The organism is Kordia sp. SMS9 (genome assembly GCF_003352465.1).
Taxonomy (GTDB): Bacteria; Bacteroidota; Bacteroidia; order Flavobacteriales; family Flavobacteriaceae; genus Kordia.
This window is the reverse complement of sequence record NZ_CP031153.1, coordinates 1,382,615-1,408,280: the sequence shown is the minus strand read 5'-3', so window position 1 is coordinate 1,408,280 and position 25,666 is coordinate 1,382,615. Positions and strand designations below refer to the sequence as shown.

Sequence of the window (25,666 nt, the reverse complement as noted above, 5' to 3'; positions counted from 1 at the left end):
CTTCTTTTTTGTTGATTTGTTTTTTTGCATTTTAAGTTTTATAGTACTTCTCGATACAATTTTCCTTTGGAAAATTACTCGAAGTGACGTTTGGGCTTTTCAATACTCAATACTACTATAAACTATGAGCCTTTCCGCAATAAGCGTTTTAATTCTTTTCGTTCAACTATGTAAATCACTGTCAAAAATACTAAAACTAATACAGTTGCCATGATATAGTTTCCACGAATTCCATCATAGAATGCTATTGCTGACAGTACAGCCGCTAAGACAATATAACCGATTATTTGCTTGACATTGTACGGTACTTTGTAATGTTTTTGTCCCAATACATACGAAATGATCATCATGCTTCCGTACGCGACCAAAGTTGCCCACGCAGATGCCATGAATCCTATTTTGTCAATCATAATAATGTTGAACAGAATCGTCACAATCGCACCAAAAATAGAGATATACATGCCGTACCGAGTTTTGTCGGTAAGTTTGTACCATATTGATAGGTTGTTGTAAATTCCTAAACAGAGGTTTGCCAACAGGATGATTGGAACAATTGCCAACGCATCTAAGTATTGTTTTTGTTGAATTAAGATACTGGCAAAGAGATCAATATATGCCACCACAACCAACATAAAAATTGCTCCCAAAATTGTAAACCATTTGAGAATCGTTGCATAGTTGTTTTTGGCATTTTTTTCTTTCGCGTGATTGAAAAAGAACGGTTCGGCACCCAAACGAAATGCCGTTATGTACAACGTCATGAATACGCCGAGTTTGTAACAAGCTGCGTATTTCCCCATTTCTGTTTTCCCGATGATGTCGCCTAAGAAGAGTTTGTCAATGTTTTCGTTGGTTACATACGCCAAACTTCCAATCATGATGGGCGAACCATAAATGAGTAGTTTTTGCAATATTTTCCTATCAAACGTCCATTTTATTTTTAGGATATTCGGTAGTAATAATAGGAGTGTGAAGAAACTTGCAAAGACATTCGCTAAAAATATATAGATGACTTCTGGCGTATCTTTTACATAGAAATTGAGCACATCAGGCAGGATTTCTTTGGATAAGATTCCATTTGGAATTGCCCATAAGAACAGTACATTTAGCACTGCTAAAAATAGAATGTTGGCAATTTTGATTCCTGCAAAGCGAATCGGTCTGTTGGTGACCCGCAAATAGGCAAATGGAATGACGACAATCGTGTCTAAAAATACTGTCCACACTAGAATTTTGACATACATTACTTTTTCAAAACCAAACGTTTGTGCTATTTCAGGTGCAAACGTCAATCCTACTATCAAAAAGATCACCGTTGTAGCTAATAAGCTGATAAACGACGTAGAAATGATTTTCCCTTTTTCTTGTTCTTTACTGAAGAAGCGAAAGAAGGCGGTTTCCATTCCGTACGTGAGCAAGGCATTTAGGTAGGCTGCGTATACATAATATTCTGTGTTGACACCATACCGTTCTGGTCCAAAAACATCGGTATGTAAACCTACCAAGCCAATATTGATGGCTCGTGGCAGAATTGCTGCAATTCCGTAGATAATGGTGTCTTTGAAGAACTTTTGTAGTGCGCTCAAGGAATGTTTTGTTTACGCCCAAATGTATTGATTTCTTTGGGATTTCCCAAGTTCGGTTATTGTTTGTTTTGCGGAGCGCTTGGATAGTAATTTGGAAGTTTTTCCTCGATATTTTTAAGTTTGACATATTTTAGCGTGCCATTTTCCTCATAACTTAACACACCTTCATTGTCTTTTAGCGTGAATGGAAATTTAGCTTGTAATTTTGGCGGCTCGTTTTGGGCTTCTTTTTTAGGATCGTTGTGTAAAATGATTTCTTTTTCAGCCAGTTTGATGAAGCGTGCTATGTATAATCCTTTGGTGCGTTTTGTATTGTCTTCCAGCGTTGTCTTTTTTCCTCTGAAGTAAAAATGTTGAAGTTCAATTTCTTTGTTGTTTGGATTTTGAATGGTGATGTGTACATTGATGCCGCTTCCACTATCGGGTTGTCCGCCTGTCCATACTTGTGAAAAAGCAGCTTCAATTGTAAACGGTGTGTTTTCTTGAAGTTTCATCGTTTTTTGTTGTGAGGAGCAGTTGCTGAAACTGGTCATCAGTATTACTAATAATATCTTTGTGACGTGTTTGTGCATTTATTTGTTATTAATTTGCTTTTGGCTGTTAGTCGGTTCGTTGTGCATTTTCTTTTAAATAACTGAAAACTGATAACTTTTTCAACCACGAATTCACGAATGGTTTTTTGGTCGTTTTTTACTTTTTAATTGGCACGAATGGTTTTCGTATCAAATAGCATTTTGTATGAATGAATTGAAAACTGACAACCAATAACAAAACACGAAATAGTTTCTATGATTCTTGCAGGGCTTTAAGTATTGAAAGTTCGTTCAAGACTTGTTTGCGGATGAAATAAAACAGTACGACAAACGAAACTAAATACGAGATTAACACGTAATAGAAAAATCCTCTTGAAAGATATAAATAAAAATAATACATCATGATGCCAACACCAAGATTGTACACAATCAATAGGATTGGAATGGTTCTAAACGCCAATATTTTACGGTTTTGATAGTAATGAATGAGTTGCCCTTTGAAGTCTTCTAACGTAAGTAATACGTTGATTTTTCGCAGTTTTTGCCTGCTTCTAATTTCAATAAACACACGGATGACCACGACGCTGATCATGAGTAACATTCCTAAGAGCGTTCCGCTGTATTTGTAGGCTGAAATGTAAAAGAAGAATACAATGAGTATGATTCCTGTAACGCCCAAAATTAGTTGTGTGATGCGTTGTTCTTTGCGTAATTTTTGAAGTTTTTGTTGTGCAGGTGTAAAATCGGGTATCGTTGTTTTTCCCGATTGCTGTTGCCAAGTATTTTGTATGTCTTTAAATTCCATGAGTGACACATTTTGTGAGTTTTTCTTTGATTCTGTGTACCATCACACGAATGTTTTGGTGTGAATGTCCTGTGATGTCCGCAATTTCTTTTTGTGGTATGCCTTCTAAAACCAGTAAGATGACAATTCGTTCGGTTTGTTTGAGTTGCTGAATACACGCGTACATTTGTTGTAAACGCGTTTGACGCACTTTTTCTTCTTCCACTACATTGGTGTCGTCTTGTTGTATTTCGGGCAAACTGTAGCTTCCTTTTTTGTTTTTTCGAATGAATAGCAAACAGGTATTTACGGTAATACGATAGATCCAAGTGCCAATGCTCGATTTTTGTTTGAATTGCTCCAAATGTTCCCAAACTTTAATAAACGCTTCCTGTGCTAAGTCTTTCGCCAACGTTTCGTCACCATTGACGTATCCTAGACAGAGTCTGTAGACCTTTTCATAATGATCTTGGTATATATTTTTGAAGTTGTTGGTTTGTGGATTCACTTTTTTGTTTTTAGATCGCTGCGCTTTTAGATTCTTTATATTTTTTTGGCTCTTTGTTGTTAGTCGGTTCGTAGTAAATTTGTTTGAACTAACTGACAACCGACAACTCACAACTATAAACGAATTAACTTTTTAACTTCTTTCAGAAACCATTCCGCTTGATCAAACATAATAAAGTGCGCCGAATTTTCAACGTATAGCATGTTTTTATTTGTTAGTTTTTGATATTGTTCTGTGTATAGTTTTTCTACTTGTGGTTTTGGGTAGAAGCTCACAGACGCCATAATTGTTACCGGAATTTGAATACTTTTGATGTTTTCTCGTAAGTCTAACTTCATAAGGTCAATATACCCGTTCACATAGGTTTTTCGATCGGCTTGTTCCATCCAAGAAACTAATGTAGGTTGTTTTTCTTTGGTCAAGGTCATTCCTGCTGCCATTTGTGTTGCCATTTTGTTGAATGCTGTGGCGTCCATTTCCAATTGTTGTTTGGCAAACGGATTGTCATAGCTTACTTTTTCTGGTGAAAAGTCAGGAATCATAAGTGCGCCAATACTTGCCAGTCCGTCTACGATGATTAATTGTTTGTAGGTTTCTGGATTTTCGGAAGCTAACCACAGTGCCAACGATCCGCCCATACTATGTCCGATGATGGTTGGTTTTTCTAAGTTTTTACGAGCGACATATTTTTGGACCTCATTTTTAATGGTTTCCAACCATGGAGATTCTATTGCGGGAACGTTTCCGAATCCTGCAAAGGTAAATATGTGACATTCATTCGTTTTGGAAAGTTCTTTTACGGTTTCGTTCCAAACGTCGCCTGTACAACTAAAACCAGGAAATAGTAAGATTGGATTTCCTTTTCCTGTGACTTTTACTTGAAATGCGGTTTCTTGTGATTGCATTGTGTAACTCACAAAAACGGCGAATAAAACGATTAATTTTCTAAAGATATTCATCTGTTTGTTTTTTTGATTTTCCCTTTAGATGCAGTTTTTTGAAAATGTTACACTTCGACTCCGCTCAGTGTGAACATTTTTGGACCGCTTTGCTTTTAGATTGCTTCCTGTTGTGTTTTTGTTTTGCGCACTCTTATGCGTTTTTACTACGAATGCACGAATTTTTTATTGTTTTTTGGATTTGTCTTTTCTCTATAAATTCAAACGTATTGATTCATTTTCTATGCTGAACTTTTTTATGCTGTTGCAGAATAGTTATTTTTTGTTATTTTTGATACATTCACACCTCTAAATTTACCTTTATGCCTCTCATTGCTGAACGTCTTATTGCTGATGAAATTGTAAAAAAAACTTCTTGTGATCGTTGCAATACTGAGGAAAGTCTGAACGTAAAAGTGCATTCCAAGTTTTTTGCATTGAAAATTTTATTCTTTGCGTATGGTAAAAAAGTTCGTATTGAGTGTACTTCTTGTCATCGTATTGAAAAGGATGCAGACGCTTTTCCAAGAAGAACCAAAGACCGAATTGAAGCCGTTCTTGAAGATGCAAAACATCCGTGGTTTTTATATTCTGGATATGTTGTTTTCCCTATTTTTCTTATTCTTGGTTTGATGAATAAGTCGTAAGTAATACCAATCAGACTATAAAATGGTATGAGTTTGTAGAATAGCTGATGTAAAGAAAAAACAAAATTCTTATTTTCTTAAAACTACTTTTAGTCTTTGCTTTCCAAGCGCTTTTGTAATTGATTGATGAAGTATGAAGGCTTGATTCCTGTGATTTTATGAAATGCTTTGGAGAACGATTCTGTATTCCCAAAACCTGCTTCTTTTCCAATGGCTTTGATGGTGTAGTTTCTGAATTTAGAATCTGTTTTTAGTTTGGAAATGACATATTCGATGCGCAATTCGTTCATATACGAACTGAAGTTTTTTTCGTAATGTCCGTTGATGACTTTTGATAAGTATTTTGGATTGGTTTTTAGCTTTTTTGCTAAGTCTGCTAAAGAAATTTGTTTGGTGAATTTTTGAGAAGCTTCAAACTTTTGCAATTGAGTTAGAATGTTTTCCACGATTTCTTGTGGAACGTCGATTTCTTTGGTTTGTGTTTTCCGCGCTTCGAGAGCCTCAGCGCTCTTTTTTGGAGTATTCTGAGGCTGTTCTACATTCATCAAATTCTCGAAACGTTTTTTATAGTATTTTTGACGACGAAATGCTGCGATTAAAATACCGAGAATGATTAACAAAATTCCACTAATAGCTCCAAAACGATATTTCCAAGAGTTTTCTTTGGCTTGCGCTTCTTCTAGCAAACGTGCGCGTTCTGCAATGGCTTGTGGTGTGTCGAATTTTTTGTTGACAGTTTCTGTTACGTATGTATACGTTGAATCAATAATTTTATCCGTTTCTATTAATCGATCATAATATTTGATTTGATTTTCAACATCATTTTTGCTTTTGTAATACTCGATGATATGTTCATACACATTTCGCATTTCTGGGAAAATGTCTTTGGTAGCTTGGTAAATGGAATCTGTTTTTAAGAAATGAAATTGTGCCTTTTCTGGTTGCTTGAGTTTGTTGTAGCTTTTGGCTAAGTAATAGTATTCCATTACTAAATCTCTGTCATCAATTTTAATTAAATGAGGTAATACTTTTAAAGAGCTATCTATAGCTGCCTGATAATTTCCTAAATAATATTGAGTTTGTCCTGCTAAAGAAGTAAAATCATAAGACTCTAGAGTGTCTTTGAAGATTAAACTTTCTTGAATTCCTTGTTTAGAAATTTTCAAACTTTCATTATACTTTTTATTTTTTATATATCCTTTACATAGATTTCCTAAAGCATACAAATACTTTATTTTAAAATCTTGAATGTTTTCTTTATTGGTAATTAAAAATTCCAAATCTTCTTTAATAAAATCAAGGGTTTCCTCATTCGCTGACCAATTTCCTTGTATACTTATTATTGCATTTCTAGTATCAAGCTCTAACTCAACATTTCTATTTTTACTTAAAACTTTTAATGCTTTTAAAAAGTTATTTAAAGCTAAAGTATTAGTAAGTCCATCCAAACTATAAAAATATCCTTTGAAGTAGTAACCTAGAGCTGGATATTTATTATGCCTACAGTCTTTACATGTATCTATAATACTATCTGCGTATTTCAATCCTAAAAGAATATTTTTATCATAATAATAATATGTCAAATAAAAATACCCTCTAGATATTTTTATCTCATTTCCATCTAGTTTAGCTCGTTTTAAATATTCTTCTGTATATAATTTTGACAATTCTTGTTTATCATATTTTGTACTATCAATTAGCGCATGTAACTCCTCATAACTATACTTCGCCAAAGAATCATTTTCGGTTTGTGCGTTTAAAAAGGTATTCAAACTAAAACATAGCATTAGAAAGAGGAAATAAGGGGATTTTTGGCGCATGCGATTGGTAACAGTTTTTACAAAGATACAGAATTAAGGTTTTTAGTGTTAAAATGATAACGTTGTGTTTTGGGTTTTATTTTTGTCAATTTGTGGATTCGTCAATTTGTGAATTTGTTTTTATTACTGATCGTCACTTCGAGTGATTCGCCTAAGCGAATTGTATCGAGAATTGCTTTGAAGCAATTCGTTTTCATAGTACTTCTCGATACAATTTTTCTATCTATTTCGACTGCGCTCAATATGACAGAAAAACCACTCGAAGTGACGGTTTGGATTTTGATACGTCTTTACGAGGAAGTATGACGAAGTAATCTGTTTATATCATATGATAATTGTGTTTTGAAACTCACAGATTGCCACTAATTTCTTTGAAATTCTCGCAATGACGTTTCAAAATAGGTATAAAAACAAAAAACCTCATGGAAACATGAGGTTTTAGACTTATATATTCAGTAATTCTTTTAGATTCCTGCCTTCGCAGGAACGACAAAATAATACTATTTAGTTATTCAGCGCTTCCGCTCCACCAACGATTTCTAAGATTTCGTTTGTAATGGCTGCCTGACGTGCTTTGTTGTAGGTCAATGTTAAGGAATCTCTCAATTCTGCAGCGTTGTCGGTTGCTTTGTGCATCGCTGTCATACGCGCTCCGTGTTCACTTGCAAAAGAGTCTCTGATTCCTTTGTATAACTGTGTTTTTAACGACTTCGGAATCAATCCTTCAACGATTTCTTCTTTTGATGGCTCAAAAATATAATCTAATTGAACGTTTTCTTCTGATTCCATTGGGACAATTGGTAAAAATTGTTCCGTCATGACGATTTGTGTCGCTGCATTTTTGAATTTGTTGTAAACGATCTCGATTTTATCATACGATCCGTTTTCAAACAATTCCATTAATTTTTCAGCAATTTCAGCTACATTATCAAAGGTTAACGCATCAAAAACATCGCTACGATTTTCAATGATCGTGTTTGTTTTAGATAGGATATCGTTTCCTTTTTTACCAATCGTCAATACATCTACTTGCTTTCCAGCGTAGGTATTGTTGATTAAATGGTTGGATTGTTTGATGATGTTTGAGTTAAACGCTCCACACAATCCTCTGTTAGATGTAATAGCTACTATTAATACTTTGTTTACTTCACGTTGGTCTGCAAATTTGCTTCCGCTATCTGCATCTAAGGTTGCGCTTAAACTTTGTAGTAATTCTGTAAGTTTGTTAGCATACGGACGCATCGCTGTGATGGCGTCTTGTGCTTTTTTCAACTTTGCAGCGGATACCATTTTCATAGCACTCGTTATCTGCATTGTTGATTTTACAGAAGTAATTCTATTACGTATTTCTTTTAAGTTTGCCATTTGTTTTTAGTATTGAGTATTGAGTTGTTAGTGTTGAGACTGAAACTCAATATCATATTTTTATGTTGAAAGTACAAAGTATCGAACTATCTCAATACTTTGTACTCAATACTAATTACTAATTGTATTTCGCAGACATCTCTTTACAAACACGCGTTAACGTATCTGTAACTTCGTCTGTTAGTTTTCCTGCTTTTAATGTATCAAGAATGTCTCTGTGTTTTGCGTTTAAGAATTCAATGAAATCTCTTTCAAATTCTTTTACTTTATTTACAGGAACATCTCTTAATAAGTTTTTAGATCCAGCATAAATGATTGCAACCTGATCTTCTACTGTATACGGATCGTTTTGCGCTTGCTTTAAGATCTCAACGTTACGTTTACCTTTGTTAATTACGTTTAAAGTAACCGCATCTAAGTCAGAACCAAATTTTGCGAACGCTTCTAATTCACGGAACTGCGCTTGATCTAGTTTTAACGTACCTGCTACTTTTTTCATGGATTTAATTTGCGCCGAACCACCTACACGAGATACTGAAATACCTACGTTAATTGCTGGACGAACACCAGAGTTAAATAAATCACCATCTAAGAATATCTGTCCATCCGTAATCGAAATTACGTTTGTTGGAATATAGGCAGATACATCTCCTGCTTGTGTTTCAATGATTGGTAATGCTGTTAACGATCCACCACCTTTTACAAGTGGCTTTAAAGAATCTGGTAAGTCGTTCATGTTTTTAGCGATATCATCATCGGCAATTACTTTTGCCGCACGCTCTAATAAACGAGAGTGAAGGTAGAAAACGTCACCTGGATACGCCTCACGTCCTGGAGGACGACGTAATAATAACGATACCTCACGGTATGCAACCGCTTGTTTTGATAAATCATCATACACGATTAATGCAGGACGACCTGTATCACGGAAATATTCTCCGATAGCTGCTCCAGCGAATGGTGCATATACCTGCATTGGTGCAGGATCTGATGCGTTAGCTGCTACAATAACTGTATATGCTAATGCTCCTTTTTCTTCTAATGTTTTTGCAATTGCTGCAACTGTTGACGCTTTTTGTCCAATAGCTACATAAATACAAAATACAGGTTCACCAGCATCATAGAATTCTTTTTGGTTTAGAATTGTATCAATACAAACGGTGGTTTTACCTGTTTGACGGTCACCAATGACCAACTCACGTTGACCTCTACCTACAGGAATCATGGCGTCGATGGACTTGATCCCAGTTTGCATTGGCTCATCTACGGGTTGACGGAAAATTACACCTGGTGCTTTACGCTCCAAAGGCATTTCATACAATTTCCCTCCGATTGGCCCTTTACCATCAATTGGATTTCCTAAAGTATCAACTACACGTCCTACAACTTCTTCTCCTACATTAATAGAAGCAATACGTTGTGTACGTTTTACCGTAGCACCTTCACTAATTCCTCTTGAAGGTCCTAATAATACTACACCAACATTGTCTTCTTCAAGGTTCAATACGATACCTTCCATGCCTGTTGCGAATTCTACTAATTCTCCGTATTGAGCGTTAGCCAATCCATACACACGAGCGATACCATCACCTACTTGTAGTACAGTTCCAACTTCGTCAAGTGAAGCAGTTGCTTCAAATCCTGAAAGTTGTTTTTTTAATATTGCTGATACCTCAGCAGCTTTAACTTCTGCCATTTTATTTAGTATTTAATTTTGAGAGAAAGTTCGTTTGAGTGTATTTAACTGGTTTGCGATGCTTGCATTGTATTGCAAATCGCCCACACGTAAAATAAATCCACCGATAATACTTTCGTCGATTTTGTTTTCTATTGTTACTTGGTTTCCTGTAAGGTCTTTTACTTTTTGTAATACCTTTTCTCTTAACGCGTCTGTTAGCGGAACTGCAGTGGTAACGACTGCTTTTTCTTTTCCTTGTAACGCATCGTGTAAGATTCCATATTGTGTTGCTACATCTTCTAATAAATCAACACGCTTATTTGCAATAAGAACATCGATTAGTCCTTCAGAGATCGTATGAACTTTTGCAAAAATTTCATGTAACGCAGCTTTTTTATCCTCCAGATTTACAATCGGACTTTTTAACATCATTCGTAAGTCTTTGCTGTTTGCAGCTGTTTTTACGATGCTGTCCATATCAGTTGCTACCGTTTCTCCTGCCTTTTGATCTTGTGCCAATGCCAAAACTGCTTTTGCATAGCGTATTGCTGCTCTAGATCCTGCCATGATAGTGTTGTTATTAATTTAATGTAACGTCTCCAAGCATTTTATCTACTAAAGATAATTGCTTCTTTTTATCTGCTAATTCGCCTCGCACCACTTTTTCTGCGATTTCCACAGAAATGTTGGCTACTTGGTTTTTCAATTCTGCTAATGCGGCTTGTTTTTCGCTACGGATACTTTCTTGCGCTTGTGCAATCATTTTGTTTGCTTGCACTTGTGCTTCTCCTTTCGCATCAGCGATCATTTTGTCTTTGATCTCACGGGCGTCTTTCAACATCGCTTCTCTTTCTGCACGAGCTTCTTTTAATAGCTTTTCGTTATCAGCGTGCAAATTTTGCATTTCTTTTCTTGCATTTTCTGCTGCTTCTAAAGCGTTTTTGATAGAGTCTTCTCTATCTTTTACAGCGCCTAAGATTGGCTTCCAAGCCGCTGTTCTTAGAATTACTACTAATGCTAAGAAAGCAATTGCTACCCAAAATACCAATCCAATTGCAGGTGTAATTAAATCCATAGTATTTATTATTTATCTTTTTTTAAATTTTAAATAGTAATAACTCTTGTAATACCAACCGTACTACAAGAGTTATATTTTTAGTTAGATTATCTAAGACCTAACAATGATACTACGATACCAAACATTCCTGCACCTTCGATAAATACGGCAGCAATAATCATTGCTGTTTGTATTTTACCTGCTGCTTCTGGTTGTCTAGCCATAGCTTCCATTGCTTGTCCACCAACTTTTCCGATACCAAGACCTACTCCTAATACTGCAAGTCCAGCTCCTAATGCTGCGATACTACCAATCATAATAATAAAATTTAAAAATTAATTCTTTATTTCTTTTGTTTCTCTAATTCTAGTGATGTGCTTCTTCTACAGCCATTCCGATGAATAATGCTGTTAAGAAGGTAAATATGTATGCTTGTACAAATGCTACCACAAATTCTAATATCATAATAAAGATGGCCAATAGCATAGAAGGTGTTCCTGCCCATTGGAAGATAAATATTAATGATACTAAACTTAAAATGATAATGTGTCCTGCGGTAATGTTTGCAAATAAACGAATCATTAATGCGAACGGCTTTGTAAAGATTCCTATAAATTCAATAGGTGCTAAAATTAACTTCATGGGTGCTGGTACGCCTGGCATCCAAAAGATGTGTTTCCAGTAATGTGCATTACCACTAAAGTTTACAATTAATAGCGTTAATACGGCTAATACCATTGTAGTAGCAATATTCCCTGTAAGGTTTGCTCCTGTTGGCACTAAACCTAATAAGTTGTTTACCCAAATAAAGAAGAACAACGTTAATAAGTACGGTACATATTTCATGTACTTTTTTTCATTGATTAATGATTTTGCGATGTCGTCTCTTACGAAAAGAATGAGCGGCTCCATTAATCCTGCAAATCCTGTTGGAACTTTTGATGTTTTGTATGATCTAGCGATTCTTGTAAATATGAATAATATCAAGAAGATTGATACAAACATTGACGCTACATTTTTTGTGATAGAGAAATCTAGTGGCTTTACTCCATTTGTGATATGCTTTTCAGCATCCATTTTTACAGAAGTTTCACCAGTATTTAATTGGTAAATTTTCCCGTGATTTCTCACGAAATTCATTCCGTTTTTTGTCACAATATGATGACCAGAATCATCATGATGAAATTCGTTAGACATGAAAGTTACCAAACCATTGTCCGTATATAAAATTACAGGTAGTGGAATAGATACTGAATTATCACCTTCTCCCCATAAGTGCCATTCGTGCGAATCAGCAATATGGTGCATGATCATTTCTACTACATTAAATTCTTTTTCTTCTCCTTCTTTTGTACTTCCACTTGCCGTTGCGAATAGTGGTAATGCAAAAAGCACTGCTAGAATTAGATTCTTGATAGATTTTTTAGCTATCATATTTATTGTATTGTATATAAATATATGGTTCCTAAATTTCGGTGCAAAGGTAAGTTTTTAATTAACAATACAACGTTAATAACTATTTTTTTTTCGATTCAAATAAAAGTTTTTTTCAAAGTTTGTTTAGGAGTCCTTTATTTTTGGTTTATGAGCTTTAGCACATAGAAGGCTTCAAAGGCTAAGTATAGAAAATAAGGTATAAAAAATGCCAAAATATTTTCAATATTGAAGTAGTCTCTGTTTTTAAAATAAGGCACTAAAAATAGAATTGCAGCGAGCATTTTTAAAAAACTTCCACCTAAAAATACCAACGCGGCTTTGTCCTTAAAAATGGTTTTTATATAGGCTACTCCGACATACAAGAGAAAAGTAATTAGAAAGAGAAAGAGGTGAATGCTCCAAGGATTGTAAAAGAATGCCATTTCTGTAAGTACCCATGAATGCAATACTTGATGTATCGCGAAAAGCGAAATTGTAAAAATAGAAAAATGTGTAAGGAATTTGAGTACGTTTTGTTTCACTCTTTTTAGTCTTTATTGAATTTTTTGAGTTGTCGTATGACTTGCCACATGGACAAACTTACAAATACGAAAGAACATATAACTGTAAAAAGTTGGTGTTTATTAGGGTATTTTTCATCAAGCCAAATTCCCAGGTAAACACCAAGTCCAATGACAACTGCCATTTGAAATGCTATTCCTGTAAATTTTACATAGCTGTTAAGCGGTTTTATCGGCTTTTTTTCCTTCACTTGTTTTGAGTTCCTTGATTCCTGTTTTCATCGTACAGGTAGCATTAAACGTAGCGCCTGGTTCTATAGATAATTTACTTACAGTCACATCGCCTTCAATGATTGCCGAACTTTTTAACGTCAACAAATTCGTTACCACCAATTCGCCTTGAAAACGTCCTTCAACATCTGCATTGGCACAGATAACTTTTCCTGTAATGACACCACTTTGACCAATAACAATTTTTCCCGTAGTTTCTACACTACCATCCAACTTACCATCAATGCGAAAGTCAGCTTGCGAAACAACTTCACCTTTGATACTTGTTGATTTTCCTATTCGATTTGATTGTCCACGCGTAGTTTCGTTGTTGCGACCTTTTTTTGATTCTGAAAACATGGCTATTCGTTTTGAGAGATTAATTTGTTCTAATTTGGGGTATTATTTGATTTCTTCTATGTTTTTATGAATTTGAATGGTTTGATAGTTTTCCGCAGATACAATTGTGTTTTCCTTTTCTACTAAATACAATTCTTCTGTTTCCAATAAATCTTCTACGGTAATGGCCGCTAATTTGGTTTTAAACCCATGAACCACTACAAATTGTTGGCTTCTATCGTATACATCACGCGAAATTGAAAGCGAATTGTATCCTTTATCTTCAATCATTTGATTGATGGTTTTTTCCAACGCTTCCATCGCTTCTGTGTCATTTTTTTGAAATGCATAAATGATTTTAAAACTGGTAGATTTGTCATCATTTACTACCGCTTTGTTGGCTATTTTTGGCAAAGAAGATTTTAAAATTTCCTGCGCGCGTTTTCCTTCATCGTCATTCGGATAGTTCAGTGCTACATAATTCAACGCATCTTTATAGGCGTTAAAACCATCTAATCGAGCTGTAATGATTGCTTTGAGCATTTCAAATTTAGGCACTATCGGTTCGCCTGTAAATTGTCGGATGTATGTTTCGGCATCATTCAATGCGGCTTCAAAATCTTGTGTGGTAAACTTTTTATAGGTTTTGGCATACAAACTTTCAGGACTGTTTTCATCAGACGCGATGACATCTTGCGGATTGCGAAGAATTTGCGCATAACGCGTACTGCCGTGATTCGTTAGAATGTCGTTTTTCCACTGATCGGCTTTTGTTGGTTGCTCTAAAAGCACATAAATTTTATACAAATTGTACTTTGATGGCAGCACAAGTTTTTCTTCAGGATTGTTCTGTAATAATTGCTCCAAACGGTTTGCCGCCAATTCGTATTCTTTAAATTTTTCCTTGTAAATTAAGCCTAATTGATAATATGCAAAGTTGCGTTCTTTGCCTATGCTGTCAAGAATTTTTTCGTCGGTTGGAATTTTATCAGTATAAAAAGCCACAGAATATATATCTTTTGTTCCAGTATCTTTCGTTTCTGTTACGGCAGATTCAGCACTGGTTTTGGCAATGACACCTTTATCAGACAAACGCCAATTATCTTCCAAGGCACGATCGCCCCATTTTTTACGGAATTCGTTTTTTCCATACGCTACCGTCGTTTGATTGTAAAAGTAAAATTCGTCACTACCGCCGCCTCTACTATCTTTTCCTCTACTAGAAGCAAATTCGTTATCAGCAATGGCTTGTTTTTGCTCTTCAAGTGCTTTTGCGGCTTCTTCTTCCGCTTTCAATTTGTCAATATATTCTTGAAAATACGCGGTGCGTTCCTCATCCGAGAAATTGACCAATTGCAAAATACTGTCATTTGCCTTGGCAACATCTTCATACGCAATTACATCTTCCAAATTGGCTCTTTTCTTTTCAATTCGTCTAAATTTTCGCGTGTTCTTTTCTAAATTACGCAAGGTACTGTCGTAATATTTTCCTGCATCTTTATACAGGGCTTCGTCAAAACGTAACGCAGCAATACTTTCGTAATCCAATGCTTTTAAAAATTTGTCTGTTCGTACTTTGCGAAGCGATTTATTGAAATATTCTTCTGCCAATTCTAGCGAATCTTGTGCTAGATGATATTCTGCTAATTGACGGTAAATTTTATCTAAAAACGGTCGGTTTTCACGATCTTCCGCTAAATCTGTTAACTTTTCTAAAAATTCTTCTTTATTGATCGTATCTAAATCAACATTTTTTATTTTTTGAATTTTCGCGTTGATCATATACACACGTGGCGATTTCCTGTTTAAAGCAATCACTTTGTCAAAGGCAATATTGGCACTGTCTTTATAGCCCAATTCATTAAATAACTGTCCAATAATATAATTGAAACGACCTTGCTCTTCACGAATTTCCGTAGCCGCCGCCGCACGTTTTAGTACTTGAACTGCGCTGTCTTTATGTTTGAGGTTGATGTATGCCTGACCTAACACGGCATTGGCATCTGCATATTCTTGATCTTCCAATTCTTCAAACTTTAGCAAGCGTTTCAAATTGGCAATAGCAAACTCTTCATTTTCCAAACGCAAATGTGTTTTTTCGCGCCAAATTTTCGCCAAATTGATTTTATCGCTATCTGGATATTCACCAATGGTATAATTGAAGGCTTCTAATGCAGGAATAAATCGCTGATCAAAATAGCGCGCTTGTCCTAACAATAAATAGGCTTCGTCCATTTGCGGATTTCGCTGACGTCCTTTGATATCCATCGAATGCTTCTGAATGGCTTTTACGGCTTTTTCTTCTGCTCTTTTAAAATTTGGGTTTTTTCCTCCTTGTCCAGGAAGCGTTACATCGTCCAAAATTTCCATGCGTTCTATCGGAAGAATTTCCCAATAATTATCAATGTACGCGTTCATCAAAGCAGTGCGTCCTTCTTCAAGAGCCACTTTTCCATTGAACATTACATTGTATTTGGTGGTGACAGAATGCCAATTTCTGTTGATGAATGAATCTTTTCTGGTAGAGCAGCTAAAGAGCAAAATGCCTAATACTGATAGCGTTACCGATATATAAAGTGTTTTTTTCAAGGTGATCTATTTAGTAATTGTAAAACTAAAATTTGAAGTATTTAGTATACAGAAAGGTAAAAATACATTTCTTTTTGAAAAATTCGATAAAATCTGTGATAAACTCGCGTTTTTTGGGGTTTTTCACCGTTAGAAATTCTTGAAAATAAAAAAGAGTGCTTTTTTGAAGCAACAGTTTTCAACTCAAAACTCTTTTTTATTCCAAAAAATCACTCGATTTTCTAACTTTACCGAATCATGTTTCAATTTCTAAAAAAACCACATCCATTTATTTTTAACGCATACAGCGTTGTCATTCCTGGCGCAGCGAGTTTTTTGATCATTTTGTTATTAGCACCGCTCGATTTTAAAGAATTGGAACTCACATCACGAAGTCTGTACGCGCTTTGTATTGGTGTTTTTGTCTCCATGATTATCTTTTTAACGGTAAAATTGCTCCAAAAGCTATTTCCAACGTTTACACAAGAAGATCGTTGGACTGTTGGACGCGAAATTTTGCTATTTCTCATCGTGGTTTTGCTGATTATTTTGGGCGTTTTTTTAGGGATTTTCACTTTGTACGGCGCCAATCAATCTGCTTGGGAAGTGTTTGCAAAAACGACGTTTATTTCATTGTGTATCAGCTTTTTTCCGATAGTAATTTTAGTCTTATTTGAACAATATCGTCAACAAAAAATACAATTTACTTACGCGCAACAGTTGACACAATCGCTAAAAGCGGAAAATCAAAAATTGCAAACAAAAACGGTTTCAAACCAACAATTACAACTCAAAGCCGAAAACGGAAAGGTGGAATTGCAAGTATTTGCTTCTGAAATTATCTGCTTGCAATCCGACGGAAATTATGTAGAAGTTTTTTATGAGATAGATACAACCGTACATAAAAAACTCATCCGAAATCGACTGAAAAGTTTGGAAGCACAGTTGCCAATAACGACTTTTTTTAGATGTCACAATCGCTTCCTTATCAATGGAAATTACATTGTACAAATTGAAGGAAATGCGCGAAATTTAGAGTTGAGTTTGCGTGGAATTGCCTTTAAAATTCCTGTATCGCGCAGCAAAGCCAGTCAAATTTCTGAGTATCTTCAAGTGTTGTAAAGACCATTCTTCCCAAATACGTCCCAAATACACCAAAGCCTTTATATAAAAGACATTTCCAAGGTTTTATTTGCAGATTTGTTCCATCAAAAAAATAAAACAGATGGAAAAAGTTATTCAATATACGTTGTATTTGCACATTTTTGTCGGCACGATTTCATTAATTTCTGGAGCCATTGCTATTTTTAGTGCGAAGGGAAAAATGTGGCATCGCCAATCGGGAAAAATCTATTTTTACGCGATGACTGCCGTTTTTATTACGGGAATCGTCATTGCAGGGTATAAAATGAATCGCTTTCTGTTTTTAATCGCGTTTCTAAGTTATTACAGTGTGTTTTGCGGTGTGCGCAGTTTGAAACTGAAAAAATTACACAAAACACAATCGCCCAAATGGTACGATTGGTTTGCTGGAATCCTAAATACCTTGGCAAATGCTGTCTTTTTAGGCTTGGGATTGTATTATTTCCTTTTCGATATAGTTTCCACAGGCGGTGCGTTGCTCACCGTAGGTTTTGGCATTGGCGGTTTGGCAATTTCGTATGCCAATTTGAAACCGTTTGTCATTCGCCCAAAAGAAGCCTATCATTGGTATATGGCGCATATTGGGAATATGATGGGCGGCTATATTGCGACTTTCACGGCATTTTTATCCACAATGGTGACACGTTTCGACTTGATGAATCCGTTTTTGGCATTTGCGCTGCCTTCATTAATTGGAGTTCCATTGTTGATTTTTTGGCAAAAAAAGGTAGAAAAATCATTTCAACGATAAAACACTCCATTGTATGCACCCATTTTATAAGTATTCCCTTTTCGGGATGATTCTCGTATTCGTGAGTTGCAGTGCGTATCAACAATTACGGTCGGACACAGCAATTTCAGCGGATCAAAACACCCACCAAATTCCGTTTGATTATGTAAAAGGGTTGATGGTTGTCGAAGCAAATTTGCAGCAAAAAACTACTAAAAATCGCTTTATTTTTGACACAGGTGCTTTTCAAAGCAAAGTAGAATATTCGCTGGCAGAACACTTACAATTGCTCACAAAATCCAGACGATCTAATGGAACTGCGCAAGGCATTCGACGCACGATTGAAACTACCGTTGTAGATTCTATTTTGTTTGACGATGTGGTTTTTTACGGAATTTCCGCAGGAAAACTAAAATATGATGCCAAATCGTACAGTCCGTGTGTAGCTCCAGATGGCATTATTGGTGCCAATCTTATCAAATTGGCAAATTGGAAGATTGATTTTCAAAAACAGCTTTTAACAGCTTCCAAAAATACTTTGTTTCCGCCAGAAAATACACGCTATCACAGGTTGGATTTTAGAACTTCTTTTAGATCTGGGATTCCGAAAATTGACATTGAAGTGAATGGAAAACTAATTAAAAATGTGCTGTTCGATGTAGGTTTTAATGGCGGATTGGTCATTCCTGAGAACTATGTTTCACAGTTTCCAAATGTAGCGTCGGAGTTCTTTTTTGATCAATCGACTTCAGGAATTTTTGGAAGCAATCGCGATACATTAATCGTTAAAAAATTAAAGGTGCAACTGGGCGATTTCCACACGGAAATTCCAGTGCAATTTTCTTCGCTACATAAAGCGTTGTTGGGAACTGATTTTTTGGAACATTTTACAATTTATTTGGATTATGATCACCAAAAAATCATCCTGCAACCGTTAGAAAAGGTAGCAATTTCCAAAGAACACAAGTTCATTCCTGGCATTCTGAGCGATTCCCTTTGGATTGTAAATAGAACTGTTCCAAATTCAAAGTTACAGCTGGGCGATACACTGAAAGCTATTAACGGATTTGCACCAAAAGCGCTCTTTACTTCTCATTGTGATTATTTTTTGAACATTTCAAAACTATTGCATCAAGACACACTTTTTATCACAACTCAAGATCAAAAAATCATTCCTCTCTATTTATCAAAAAAATGAAAAAGACAGTATTTATTTTAAGCCTTTTACTGATCACTATCACTCAGTTTGCAATCGCATAAAAAGCAAAAGACTTTTTATGTGGAACCAAAAGCTGAAAATTTGCCCGTTTTTGTACGCGGCAACTTGATAAACAACACTATTTTATTATTTGTGCAGTTGTCTATATGTTAGAGTGTGAAGATCAACTTGGATCGGTTTTAGGATACAATACCAATTCTACAATAATCTGCGATGTATTAGAATTAAGATTATAGTAGAATTGGTATAATGTTATTTGCAGCGATGCTCATCCTGTGTCTTTGTAAGGTTTTTGAGAATGTTGTTTTGACTTGGCTCAGCATAACAAGATGCTATTTCGCGTTAAGGATAGGAGCAAGTTATTGTGTAACGCGGATAGCCTAACCATACTAGCACATTGAGGCACTTGAAATGCGCTAGTATGGAAACGCCCAAAGAATTCCATAAACTTCTTTTAATCAGATAGGTGCACTTTTAAGCTTACTACTTGTTAAAATTTTGTACTGTTCGTTTTAAAAAAAATCAACTTTTTTAAGAAATTTTTTTTATAAAAAATTATAGTAATTGTAGGTATTTTACTATTTTTGAAATCATACCTACTTAATGATTTAATATACTCAACTTAAAGGGGGAATTTTTTACCTAAGGTTGACTTTTAGATCCAAAAATTAATTTTAAGGGAAATTAAAAACAAGCTTATAAGAAGTAAAACTACCCTTTTGAGTAAGGCATTGCTGCTAATTGCTCATTATTTTTGGGATAAACAATTGTAAATGGAATCAAGGTATAGTAGGAATAGAATTTACCTCACAGAAAACGAACAAGAAACTATAAAGAATTGTCCCATTATTTTGGGTGGCTCAGGCATTGGAAGTGTAATTGCAGAATGTGCATTGCGGCTAGGTTTTGAGCATATTACCATTATTGATGGTGATGTGGTAGAAACTTCAAATCTAAATCGGCAAAACTATACCAGTCACGATGTTGGAATACATAAGGTTGATGCCATTAAGAATCGTTTGTTGTCAATTAATGAAAATGCTAAGATTACAACCCATAATTGTTTTTTGACTACCGAAAATGTTGAAGAATATGTTTTAGGACATAAGATTGCCATTAATGCATTGGATTTCTCCTCAGATGTTCCTTTAGTGTTTGATAGCATTTGTCAAGACAATGATATTCCTGTGTTGCATCCGTATAATTTGGGTTGGGGAGGATTGGTGACTGTCATTACACCTGACGGATTGTCCTTGAGTTCTATAGCCAAAGAAGACACGAAATTCAACGAAGTTACCATGGTAGAGTATGCTTCCAGTTATCTAAAATTTTGGCGTACTCCACATATATGGATTGACGAAATTATAGAAAAGTATAAACGTGAGGTTGCACAACTTCCGCCACCACAATTATCCATTGCTTCATGGACCGTTGCCTCTATGTGTGCACATTTGTTGTTTAATATTGCTACTGGCAATAAAATTAAGAAGTTTCCAGAGTTTTATTTGTCTACCCTTATGAACGGATAACTAGATGAGTTTGTTGTTTGTTGCGTATGCAATGGCTTCTGAAATGTTGGCTACATCCAGTTTTTCGAATAGTTTTTTTCTGTGAAACTTAACAGTATCAGGAGAAACAAAAATAGCTTCTGCTACTTCATTAATGGTATATCCTCTAGTAGAATATTGTAGAATTTCTCGCTCTCTGCTCGTTAGTTTTATGACTTCCCTTTCTTTCCAAAATTCTCCTTCTAAATCGTAACTAAACAACTTATTATCTCCTTTTTTATGAATTTTAATATTTCCAGATTTTTCTTCTGCGGAGAGTGAAATGATACAGATGGCTTTCCATATTTTTCCATCACCTGTAAGAAATAAAGGTGTAAGTTTCTGATTGATGAGAATCTTTTTGCCTTCTTGAGTTTTAAGGTGATAATCGTAAGAGATGGTATAATTTTTACGCTCTTCTAAGGGAATGGTTTCATAAAAGTCAAACCCTACTGTGTTTATTTTGAGCAATAGTTTTAAATCGGGTTCAATTACGTATTTGAAGTAAAATGCATATCCCATTTCTTTTACTTCCTCTGACGTATGTCCACACAAAAATAAAGGATTATCTGATACATATTCAAATCCTTTTTCCTGATAGTCAATGACGTAAATACTTTTGTAAGTTGTCCTTGCAAAAGCTTCAATTGGTACTAAGTAATTCGCGGTTTGTTCTCTTTCTGTATTAGAAATATCATTCACAGTATTTCTGCCAGAGAAAAAGTCATCAATTTTTGCCAAGGTTTCCTTTTTGCTACAAATATACCTATTTTTTTAAAACCTACCCTTTTGTGTGGTTTTTTAGAGGTATTGCATCTACTACCTTTTTGTGTAATGAAAGTCGCTCGATTCATGGATAATTTTGAATAAAACCAATCGACATGATACTTACACAAAACTATTTAGAAAAATTGAAACCTCATCAAATGTATGATTTAGCAGAATTCGTTGTAGCGGAAAACTTTAAATATCATACGGATGGAAAACTTCCACAAAATTACAAAAAGGATGTCATTTCTATTCAAAAAGAAGAACTAAAGTATTACGAAAATTCAGAAGTTTTTGTAAGCAAGGATTATTCTGGAGCTATTTTTGGCTCTATTAGAGTATTGAAATGGAATTTTATTGACACACTCCCTCTACAAAAGATTTTTGGCATTAATCCTCTCCTTGCCATTACTACACCAAACATCAATGAAATATACCACATAGGACGTTTCGCAATTCGCAAAGACATCACCAACCTCAACCTTTTTAAACAATTGATGATTTGCGCTATTACTCCTGTTTGTCAACACGAACACAATATCGCTTTTGCTGAATGTGATAGTAAACTGTTGCGAGTGCTCAACCTCATGGGCATCAAAACAAAGGTTATTGGAAAACCGCTGAATTATCTTGGTTCTGAAACGATTCCTGTAGCAATGAGCTATGACGGATTGATTGAATTTTACAATAAGAATAAGCACTTAGCTGCTGAAATCTTAAATGAGCGAATTAACGCTGCCTACATCAAGGCACTAAGTAATGGAAATAACACAATGTCATTTAGCGCATAAATATCTACTGATATGAATTTAGAAAGCAAGAATACTATAGGAACAAACTCTTCCGATGTTTTAATGCAACTTGTGAAGGAAATGAAAGTGCCTTTGGCTTCTTTAATGGAAGCCAACAAACGATTGACCAATGTTGGTACTTCAATGGAAAAGAATGATACGAACGAAGTTATTTTTACTAGCAGTCAAGAGATTGCTAGTTTAATTGAAGAGGTTGTCAAGTTGGCAAATAACAACAAACCTGTAGAAAAGCTTCCCATCATTTATGAAATTTATCACGGAAATGAACGTGTAAAATCTATGTGTAAACAAGAGATTAATCCGAATAAAATTTCAAAACAAGATACTTCTTGGTTGATTGAAATGGAGAGTGAAGTGTATAAAAACATTAAACACAAAGACTTAAACCTCTACGATTTGTCGTATAAAATGGCAGTAAGCGAGCGACAATTGCATCGTAAGATTAAAAGTTTACTGCATTTAACGCCCAATAAGTACATTAGAATCTTGCGTTTGCACAAAGCAAAACAGTTTATAGACGATTATATGTACGATACCATTTCTCAAATTTCGTATGCTGTTGGCTATTACGATACACATTATTTTTCAAAACTATTCTGTCAGCAATATGGAGCATTTCCAAAAGAACTGCTGAGAGAACGGAAGCTGTAAATGGCCAAAATTTATAGCAGCCGCTGGTATCTAACAGTATTTTTGGCAGTTTCACATGAGCTTTTGCCTGTACTTTTGCTACAGATTACTACCAATAATGGAACACGCAAAGCAAGATAAAGCAAATTTTTTCCTAAAAAGCATCTACAAGAAAGCTTGGAGAGATAAGGTTTTTTTGAGAAAATTAGTCAAAAATCCTATACAAACGCTCAATAGTTTTACAGGAAAGAACGGTGCATTGCCTAATGGAAAGGTATTAATTGTAGAAGATCAAACAAATCCTGATCATATTTATTTAAATATTCCTGCAAAACCTGTACATACAGATGATACTGATTTGAATGAAGATCAGCTAGATACGGTTACAGGCGCAGGAAACCATACAAAAGCAACGTCTTGGTATTATTTGTATAGAGGTGTTAAAAAGGAAATTCAGAATTTATTCGAAAAATAGTCATGCTTCTTTTGACCTGTCGCAACTGAATTTTTAACATTATATATACGCGTACACTAATTTCTTGAATCTATAAAAGCAATCTAATTTCAGAATTCTTTGTACTTATCTTACTATAAATGTCATATTCTTCTGCGTATTTGTCAGTTTTACAATGGTATCAAAATATACCTTAGCGTCACTAACTTTAATACAAAAGGAAATGAAACGTGTACTCTTTTTATTAGGACATCTAAATGATTTGGATATTGAATGGATGATTAACAATGGAAATAAAGCGTCTTTAGAAACAGGAGACCGATTAATTCGCAAAGGAAAAACTATTGAGAACCTTTATATTGTATTATCGGGCGAATTGTCAATTAATGACGGTTCCAGTGAAAAACATATTGCGCTTATTGGAGCCGGAGAAATTGTGGGCGAAATGTCTTTCTTAGAATCCAGACCACCATCCGTTTCTGTAATTGCAACACAACCTACCACTGTATATTGTATTTCCAGAGAATTAATGAATAGCCGATTGGCAACAAATTTAGAGTTCAGAGCCAACTTTTACTACGCTATCTCACTATTCTTATCAAACAGATTGCGTAAAACAACAAGCCAATTAGGATATGGAAACCCTGATGAAGTTGACGTTATCGACGAAAATGTATTAGACGGTATTTCTCAGGCAGGTTCTCGATTTGGGCAAATACTTCAAAAATTTTCAGAAGTATAAATCCCATCGTAATGACAAAAAAAGCCTTTTATATACAATTGATAGTACTGTTGGCAACTTTCCAAATGTTCAGCCAAAGCACTACACCTGTAAATTTGGTAAAACTATCGCAGATTACCTTAGCGGAAAGTCCCATCGTAAAGCAAAATATATTAACCATTTCAAGTGCTGAAGGTGGTTTTTTGGTGCAAAAAAGTATTTTTGACTATCAATTGACTTCGGGCATTTCCTGGAATCGTGATGAATTTAATCTTTTTACAGCAGATCCAAGAAATAGTTTCTTCAATGATCCGCTGGATTCAAGAGGCGCAGGCGTTTCTGTTGGTTTGCAAAAAACATTTCGTTCCAGTCTTACCGCCGCGTTATCGGTAGATTATACATTGGCTACGGACAATTTCCCAATCAATACGTTCAACCAAAATGTAGGTGCTTTTATTGACAATCATACGGTTTCAAGTACCTTCTCGTTAACGCAGCCGTTATTGAGAGGCAGAGGAAGAAGCATTGCCACAGCATTAGAAGAAGCCTCAAAATTAGATATAGAAAGTGCCGATAACAATGCAAATTTTGCAAATTCATTTGAACTGTTTCAAATGAGTACGGCGTACTGGCAATATGTATCCGCGTATAAAAGCTTAGAAATTTTTAACGAAAATGAAGCCAGAGTAAGACGTGTGTTAGAAATCACTGAAGAACTTGTAAAGGCTGATAAAAGACCTGCTGGAGATTTAGCCCAGGTAAAGGCAGATTTGGCTAATCAAGAACGGCAAACCAGAGTTGCAGAACAAATATTATACGCCGCCAAATTAAACTTAGGTCGTGTTGTTGGACTCAGCGAAGAAACCAGCAAACAACTCGGAAATCCACTCGATGAATTTCCTTCCATTGAAGCATCAGGCTATGCAAAAGGATTAAATGAAACTACATTTTTACAAATCGCGCAAAGCAATAGAGCAGATATTGAAGCCGCAAAACAAACACTGGAAGCCATAGAACTCCAGTTACAATTTACAGAAAATAACAAACGACCTCAACTAGACCTTACAGGATTTGTCAACTATGGCGGCATGAATATGGGAAACGGCATTGACAGAGCATTGGCAGCTTTTTCCAGAAATGAAGGAAGAAATTTTGGTTATGGTGTTCGGTTGAGTTTTTCATTTCCACTAAACAACAATCTTGCAAAAGGAAACTTTATTCAGAACGAAATTGCTTTCAAAGATCAAGAAATTACCACCACAAACTTACAACGAAATATAGACCTAAATGTGTCTATTGCGCTTAACAATTTAGAAAACAGCGTACAAGTGTTGGAAAAAGCAAAAGAAGCCCTCGAATTTAACGAACAAGTATTTGACAATGAGCAAGAAAAATTCAAAAATGGAATGACCATTTTATTAAATCTCATACAATTTCAAGAGCGATTAACATTTGCACAAATAGAATACTTACGCGCACAACAGGAATTTGCAAATGCTATTGTAAACCTCCGATTTGAAACTGGAACTTTAGTAGCAAACAAAAATCAAAATAGTAGTATCAACAAAGATCTATTCTTTACGATACCCAACTAAATATAAATAAAAAAAAC

27 protein-coding genes are annotated in these 25,666 nt (G+C 35.2%); 10 read left to right on the top strand and 17 right to left on the bottom strand.

Going from position 1 to position 25,666, the window contains the following annotated elements; genetic code table 11:
- Positions 1-122: 122 nt before the first annotated feature.
- From KORDIASMS9_RS06125 to KORDIASMS9_RS06105, 5 genes are all read right to left on the bottom strand, one after another.
- Positions 123-1,586, bottom strand: a complete 1,464-nt coding sequence (locus KORDIASMS9_RS06125) for an oligosaccharide flippase family protein (RefSeq protein WP_114901999.1) — start codon at positions 1,584-1,586, stop codon at positions 123-125.
- A gap of 56 nt (positions 1,587-1,642) precedes the next feature.
- Entirely contained in the window at positions 1,643-2,080 is a 438-nt protein-coding gene (locus KORDIASMS9_RS06120; protein ID WP_114901998.1) for a hypothetical protein, read from the bottom strand.
- 292 nt (positions 2,081-2,372) lie between these two features.
- A complete protein-coding gene (locus tag KORDIASMS9_RS06115; RefSeq protein WP_114901997.1) occupies positions 2,373-2,924 on the bottom strand; it encodes a hypothetical protein in 552 nt (183 codons plus the stop codon).
- Positions 2,914-3,411, bottom strand: coding sequence for an RNA polymerase sigma factor (locus KORDIASMS9_RS06110; RefSeq protein WP_114905161.1), 498 nt, complete (start codon positions 3,409-3,411; stop codon positions 2,914-2,916). The genes KORDIASMS9_RS06115 and KORDIASMS9_RS06110 overlap by 11 nt, the downstream gene beginning before the upstream one ends.
- A 113-nt stretch (positions 3,412-3,524) precedes the next feature.
- Entirely contained in the window at positions 3,525-4,370 is an 846-nt protein-coding gene (locus tag KORDIASMS9_RS06105) for an alpha/beta fold hydrolase (RefSeq protein ID WP_114901996.1), read from the bottom strand.
- Between the two features lie 302 nt (positions 4,371-4,672).
- On the opposite strand from KORDIASMS9_RS06105, the gene KORDIASMS9_RS06100 reads away from it, so the two are divergent.
- Entirely contained in the window at positions 4,673-4,996 is a 324-nt protein-coding gene (locus KORDIASMS9_RS06100) for a hypothetical protein (RefSeq protein WP_114901995.1), read from the top strand.
- Positions 4,997-5,085: 89 nt separating this feature from the next.
- Here the strand turns inward: KORDIASMS9_RS06100 and KORDIASMS9_RS06095 are convergent, their stop codons facing one another.
- The 11 genes from KORDIASMS9_RS06095 to KORDIASMS9_RS06040 all read right to left on the bottom strand — a co-directional run bounded on the left by KORDIASMS9_RS06095 (position 5,086) and on the right by KORDIASMS9_RS06040 (position 16,051).
- Positions 5,086-6,768 (bottom strand): AraC family transcriptional regulator, encoded by a 1,683-nt coding sequence (locus KORDIASMS9_RS06095; protein WP_205318034.1) that lies wholly within the window; start codon positions 6,766-6,768, stop codon positions 5,086-5,088.
- A 552-nt stretch (positions 6,769-7,320) separates the two neighbouring features.
- Positions 7,321-8,181, bottom strand: a complete 861-nt coding sequence (gene atpG / locus KORDIASMS9_RS06085; RefSeq protein ID WP_114901992.1) for an ATP synthase F1 subunit gamma — start codon at positions 8,179-8,181, stop codon at positions 7,321-7,323.
- A 118-nt stretch (positions 8,182-8,299) separates the two neighbouring features.
- Positions 8,300-9,877 (bottom strand): F0F1 ATP synthase subunit alpha, encoded by a 1,578-nt coding sequence (gene atpA / locus KORDIASMS9_RS06080; RefSeq protein ID WP_114901991.1) that lies wholly within the window; start codon positions 9,875-9,877, stop codon positions 8,300-8,302.
- 12 nt (positions 9,878-9,889) lie between these two features.
- Positions 9,890-10,426: an ATP synthase F1 subunit delta gene (gene atpH / locus KORDIASMS9_RS06075; protein ID WP_114901990.1), complete on the bottom strand. Its 537-nt coding sequence runs from the start codon at positions 10,424-10,426 to the stop codon at positions 9,890-9,892.
- Positions 10,427-10,439: 13 nt separating this feature from the next.
- Positions 10,440-10,934 carry a F0F1 ATP synthase subunit B gene (locus KORDIASMS9_RS06070; RefSeq protein ID WP_114901989.1) on the bottom strand — a complete coding sequence of 165 codons (495 nt, stop codon included), beginning with the start codon at positions 10,932-10,934 and terminating at the stop codon, positions 10,440-10,442.
- 89 nt (positions 10,935-11,023) lie between these two features.
- Positions 11,024-11,233: an ATP synthase F0 subunit C gene (gene atpE, locus KORDIASMS9_RS06065; RefSeq protein ID WP_114901988.1), complete on the bottom strand. Its 210-nt coding sequence runs from the start codon at positions 11,231-11,233 to the stop codon at positions 11,024-11,026.
- 49 nt (positions 11,234-11,282) lie between these two features.
- Complete coding sequence (gene atpB / locus KORDIASMS9_RS06060) at positions 11,283-12,350, bottom strand: F0F1 ATP synthase subunit A (protein ID WP_114901987.1); 1,068 nt, start codon at positions 12,348-12,350, stop codon at positions 11,283-11,285.
- A gap of 137 nt (positions 12,351-12,487) precedes the next feature.
- Positions 12,488-12,874 (bottom strand): hypothetical protein, encoded by a 387-nt coding sequence (locus KORDIASMS9_RS06055; protein WP_162819788.1) that lies wholly within the window; start codon positions 12,872-12,874, stop codon positions 12,488-12,490.
- 5 nt (positions 12,875-12,879) lie between these two features.
- Positions 12,880-13,104, bottom strand: coding sequence for an AtpZ/AtpI family protein (locus KORDIASMS9_RS06050; protein WP_240321143.1), 225 nt, complete (start codon positions 13,102-13,104; stop codon positions 12,880-12,882).
- Positions 13,073-13,483: a polymer-forming cytoskeletal protein gene (locus KORDIASMS9_RS06045; protein WP_114901984.1), complete on the bottom strand. Its 411-nt coding sequence runs from the start codon at positions 13,481-13,483 to the stop codon at positions 13,073-13,075. The genes KORDIASMS9_RS06050 and KORDIASMS9_RS06045 overlap by 32 nt, the downstream gene beginning before the upstream one ends.
- Positions 13,484-13,525: 42 nt before the next feature.
- Entirely contained in the window at positions 13,526-16,051 is a 2,526-nt protein-coding gene (locus tag KORDIASMS9_RS06040) for a hypothetical protein (protein ID WP_114901983.1), read from the bottom strand.
- 237 nt (positions 16,052-16,288) lie between these two features.
- On the opposite strand from KORDIASMS9_RS06040, the gene KORDIASMS9_RS06035 reads away from it, so the two are divergent.
- The 4 genes from KORDIASMS9_RS06035 (at position 16,289) to KORDIASMS9_RS06020 (ending at position 20,651) form a co-directional block, all read left to right on the top strand.
- Positions 16,289-17,152 (top strand): LytTR family DNA-binding domain-containing protein, encoded by an 864-nt coding sequence (locus tag KORDIASMS9_RS06035; protein ID WP_114901982.1) that lies wholly within the window; start codon positions 16,289-16,291, stop codon positions 17,150-17,152.
- Between the two features lie 103 nt (positions 17,153-17,255).
- The gene (locus tag KORDIASMS9_RS06030) at positions 17,256-17,924 is read left to right on the top strand and encodes a hypothetical protein (RefSeq protein ID WP_114901981.1); all 669 of its coding nucleotides are present in this window, start codon (positions 17,256-17,258) and stop codon (positions 17,922-17,924) included.
- A 13-nt stretch (positions 17,925-17,937) separates the two neighbouring features.
- A complete protein-coding gene (locus KORDIASMS9_RS06025; RefSeq protein ID WP_162819787.1) occupies positions 17,938-19,101 on the top strand; it encodes an aspartyl protease family protein in 1,164 nt (387 codons plus the stop codon).
- 794 nt (positions 19,102-19,895) lie between these two features.
- Positions 19,896-20,651, top strand: coding sequence for a ThiF family adenylyltransferase (locus KORDIASMS9_RS06020; RefSeq protein WP_114901979.1), 756 nt, complete (start codon positions 19,896-19,898; stop codon positions 20,649-20,651).
- On the opposite strand, the gene KORDIASMS9_RS06015 is transcribed toward KORDIASMS9_RS06020, so the two are convergent.
- On the bottom strand, positions 20,652-21,410 hold the full coding sequence (locus KORDIASMS9_RS06015) for a response regulator transcription factor (protein WP_114901978.1): 759 nt from the start codon (positions 21,408-21,410) through the stop codon (positions 20,652-20,654). It abuts the gene before it with no gap.
- Between the two features lie 140 nt (positions 21,411-21,550).
- Here KORDIASMS9_RS06015 and KORDIASMS9_RS06010 point away from each other — a divergent pair, with 140 nt between their 5' ends.
- The 5 genes from KORDIASMS9_RS06010 to KORDIASMS9_RS05990 all read left to right on the top strand — a co-directional run bounded on the left by KORDIASMS9_RS06010 (position 21,551) and on the right by KORDIASMS9_RS05990 (position 25,649).
- Positions 21,551-22,228: a hypothetical protein gene (locus KORDIASMS9_RS06010; RefSeq protein ID WP_114901977.1), complete on the top strand. Its 678-nt coding sequence runs from the start codon at positions 21,551-21,553 to the stop codon at positions 22,226-22,228.
- A gap of 12 nt (positions 22,229-22,240) precedes the next feature.
- The gene (locus KORDIASMS9_RS06005) at positions 22,241-22,900 is read left to right on the top strand and encodes an AraC family transcriptional regulator (protein WP_114901976.1); all 660 of its coding nucleotides are present in this window, start codon (positions 22,241-22,243) and stop codon (positions 22,898-22,900) included.
- A 175-nt stretch (positions 22,901-23,075) separates the two neighbouring features.
- The gene (locus tag KORDIASMS9_RS06000; RefSeq protein ID WP_162819786.1) at positions 23,076-23,354 is read left to right on the top strand and encodes a hypothetical protein; all 279 of its coding nucleotides are present in this window, start codon (positions 23,076-23,078) and stop codon (positions 23,352-23,354) included.
- Positions 23,355-23,556: 202 nt separating this feature from the next.
- Positions 23,557-24,075: a cyclic nucleotide-binding domain-containing protein gene (locus tag KORDIASMS9_RS05995; RefSeq protein WP_162819785.1), complete on the top strand. Its 519-nt coding sequence runs from the start codon at positions 23,557-23,559 to the stop codon at positions 24,073-24,075.
- A gap of 11 nt (positions 24,076-24,086) precedes the next feature.
- Complete coding sequence (locus KORDIASMS9_RS05990) at positions 24,087-25,649, top strand: TolC family protein (RefSeq protein WP_114901973.1); 1,563 nt, start codon at positions 24,087-24,089, stop codon at positions 25,647-25,649.
- The last annotated feature ends 17 nt before the right edge of the window (positions 25,650-25,666 follow it).

Bases quoted from the DNA above. Each gene is read 5' to 3' on its own strand.
- KORDIASMS9_RS06120 (WP_114901998.1), bottom strand. From the start codon at position 2,080: ATGAAACTTCAAGAAAACACACCGTTTACAATTGAAGCTGCTTTTTCA.
- KORDIASMS9_RS06115 (WP_114901997.1), bottom strand. From the start codon at position 2,924: ATGGAATTTAAAGACATACAAAATACTTGGCAACAGCAATCGGGAAAA.
- KORDIASMS9_RS06105 (WP_114901996.1), bottom strand. From the start codon at position 4,370: ATGAATATCTTTAGAAAATTAATCGTTTTATTCGCCGTTTTTGTGAGT.
- KORDIASMS9_RS06100 (WP_114901995.1), top strand. From the start codon at position 4,673: ATGCCTCTCATTGCTGAACGTCTTATTGCTGATGAAATTGTAAAAAAA.
- atpG (WP_114901992.1), bottom strand. From the start codon at position 8,181: ATGGCAAACTTAAAAGAAATACGTAATAGAATTACTTCTGTAAAATCA.
- atpA (WP_114901991.1), bottom strand. From the start codon at position 9,877: ATGGCAGAAGTTAAAGCTGCTGAGGTATCAGCAATATTAAAAAAACAA.
- atpH (WP_114901990.1), bottom strand. From the start codon at position 10,426: ATGGCAGGATCTAGAGCAGCAATACGCTATGCAAAAGCAGTTTTGGCA.
- KORDIASMS9_RS06070 (WP_114901989.1), bottom strand. From the start codon at position 10,934: ATGGATTTAATTACACCTGCAATTGGATTGGTATTTTGGGTAGCAATT.
- atpE (WP_114901988.1), bottom strand. From the start codon at position 11,233: ATGATTGGTAGTATCGCAGCATTAGGAGCTGGACTTGCAGTATTAGGA.
- atpB (WP_114901987.1), bottom strand. From the start codon at position 12,350: ATGATAGCTAAAAAATCTATCAAGAATCTAATTCTAGCAGTGCTTTTT.
- KORDIASMS9_RS06045 (WP_114901984.1), bottom strand. From the start codon at position 13,483: ATGTTTTCAGAATCAAAAAAAGGTCGCAACAACGAAACTACGCGTGGA.
- KORDIASMS9_RS06035 (WP_114901982.1), top strand. From the start codon at position 16,289: ATGTTTCAATTTCTAAAAAAACCACATCCATTTATTTTTAACGCATAC.
- KORDIASMS9_RS06030 (WP_114901981.1), top strand. From the start codon at position 17,256: ATGGAAAAAGTTATTCAATATACGTTGTATTTGCACATTTTTGTCGGC.
- KORDIASMS9_RS06025 (WP_162819787.1), top strand. From the start codon at position 17,938: ATGCACCCATTTTATAAGTATTCCCTTTTCGGGATGATTCTCGTATTC.
- KORDIASMS9_RS06020 (WP_114901979.1), top strand. From the start codon at position 19,896: ATGGAATCAAGGTATAGTAGGAATAGAATTTACCTCACAGAAAACGAA.
- KORDIASMS9_RS06010 (WP_114901977.1), top strand. From the start codon at position 21,551: ATGATACTTACACAAAACTATTTAGAAAAATTGAAACCTCATCAAATG.
- KORDIASMS9_RS06005 (WP_114901976.1), top strand. From the start codon at position 22,241: ATGAATTTAGAAAGCAAGAATACTATAGGAACAAACTCTTCCGATGTT.
- KORDIASMS9_RS05995 (WP_162819785.1), top strand. From the start codon at position 23,557: ATGAAACGTGTACTCTTTTTATTAGGACATCTAAATGATTTGGATATT.
- KORDIASMS9_RS05990 (WP_114901973.1), top strand. From the start codon at position 24,087: ATGACAAAAAAAGCCTTTTATATACAATTGATAGTACTGTTGGCAACT.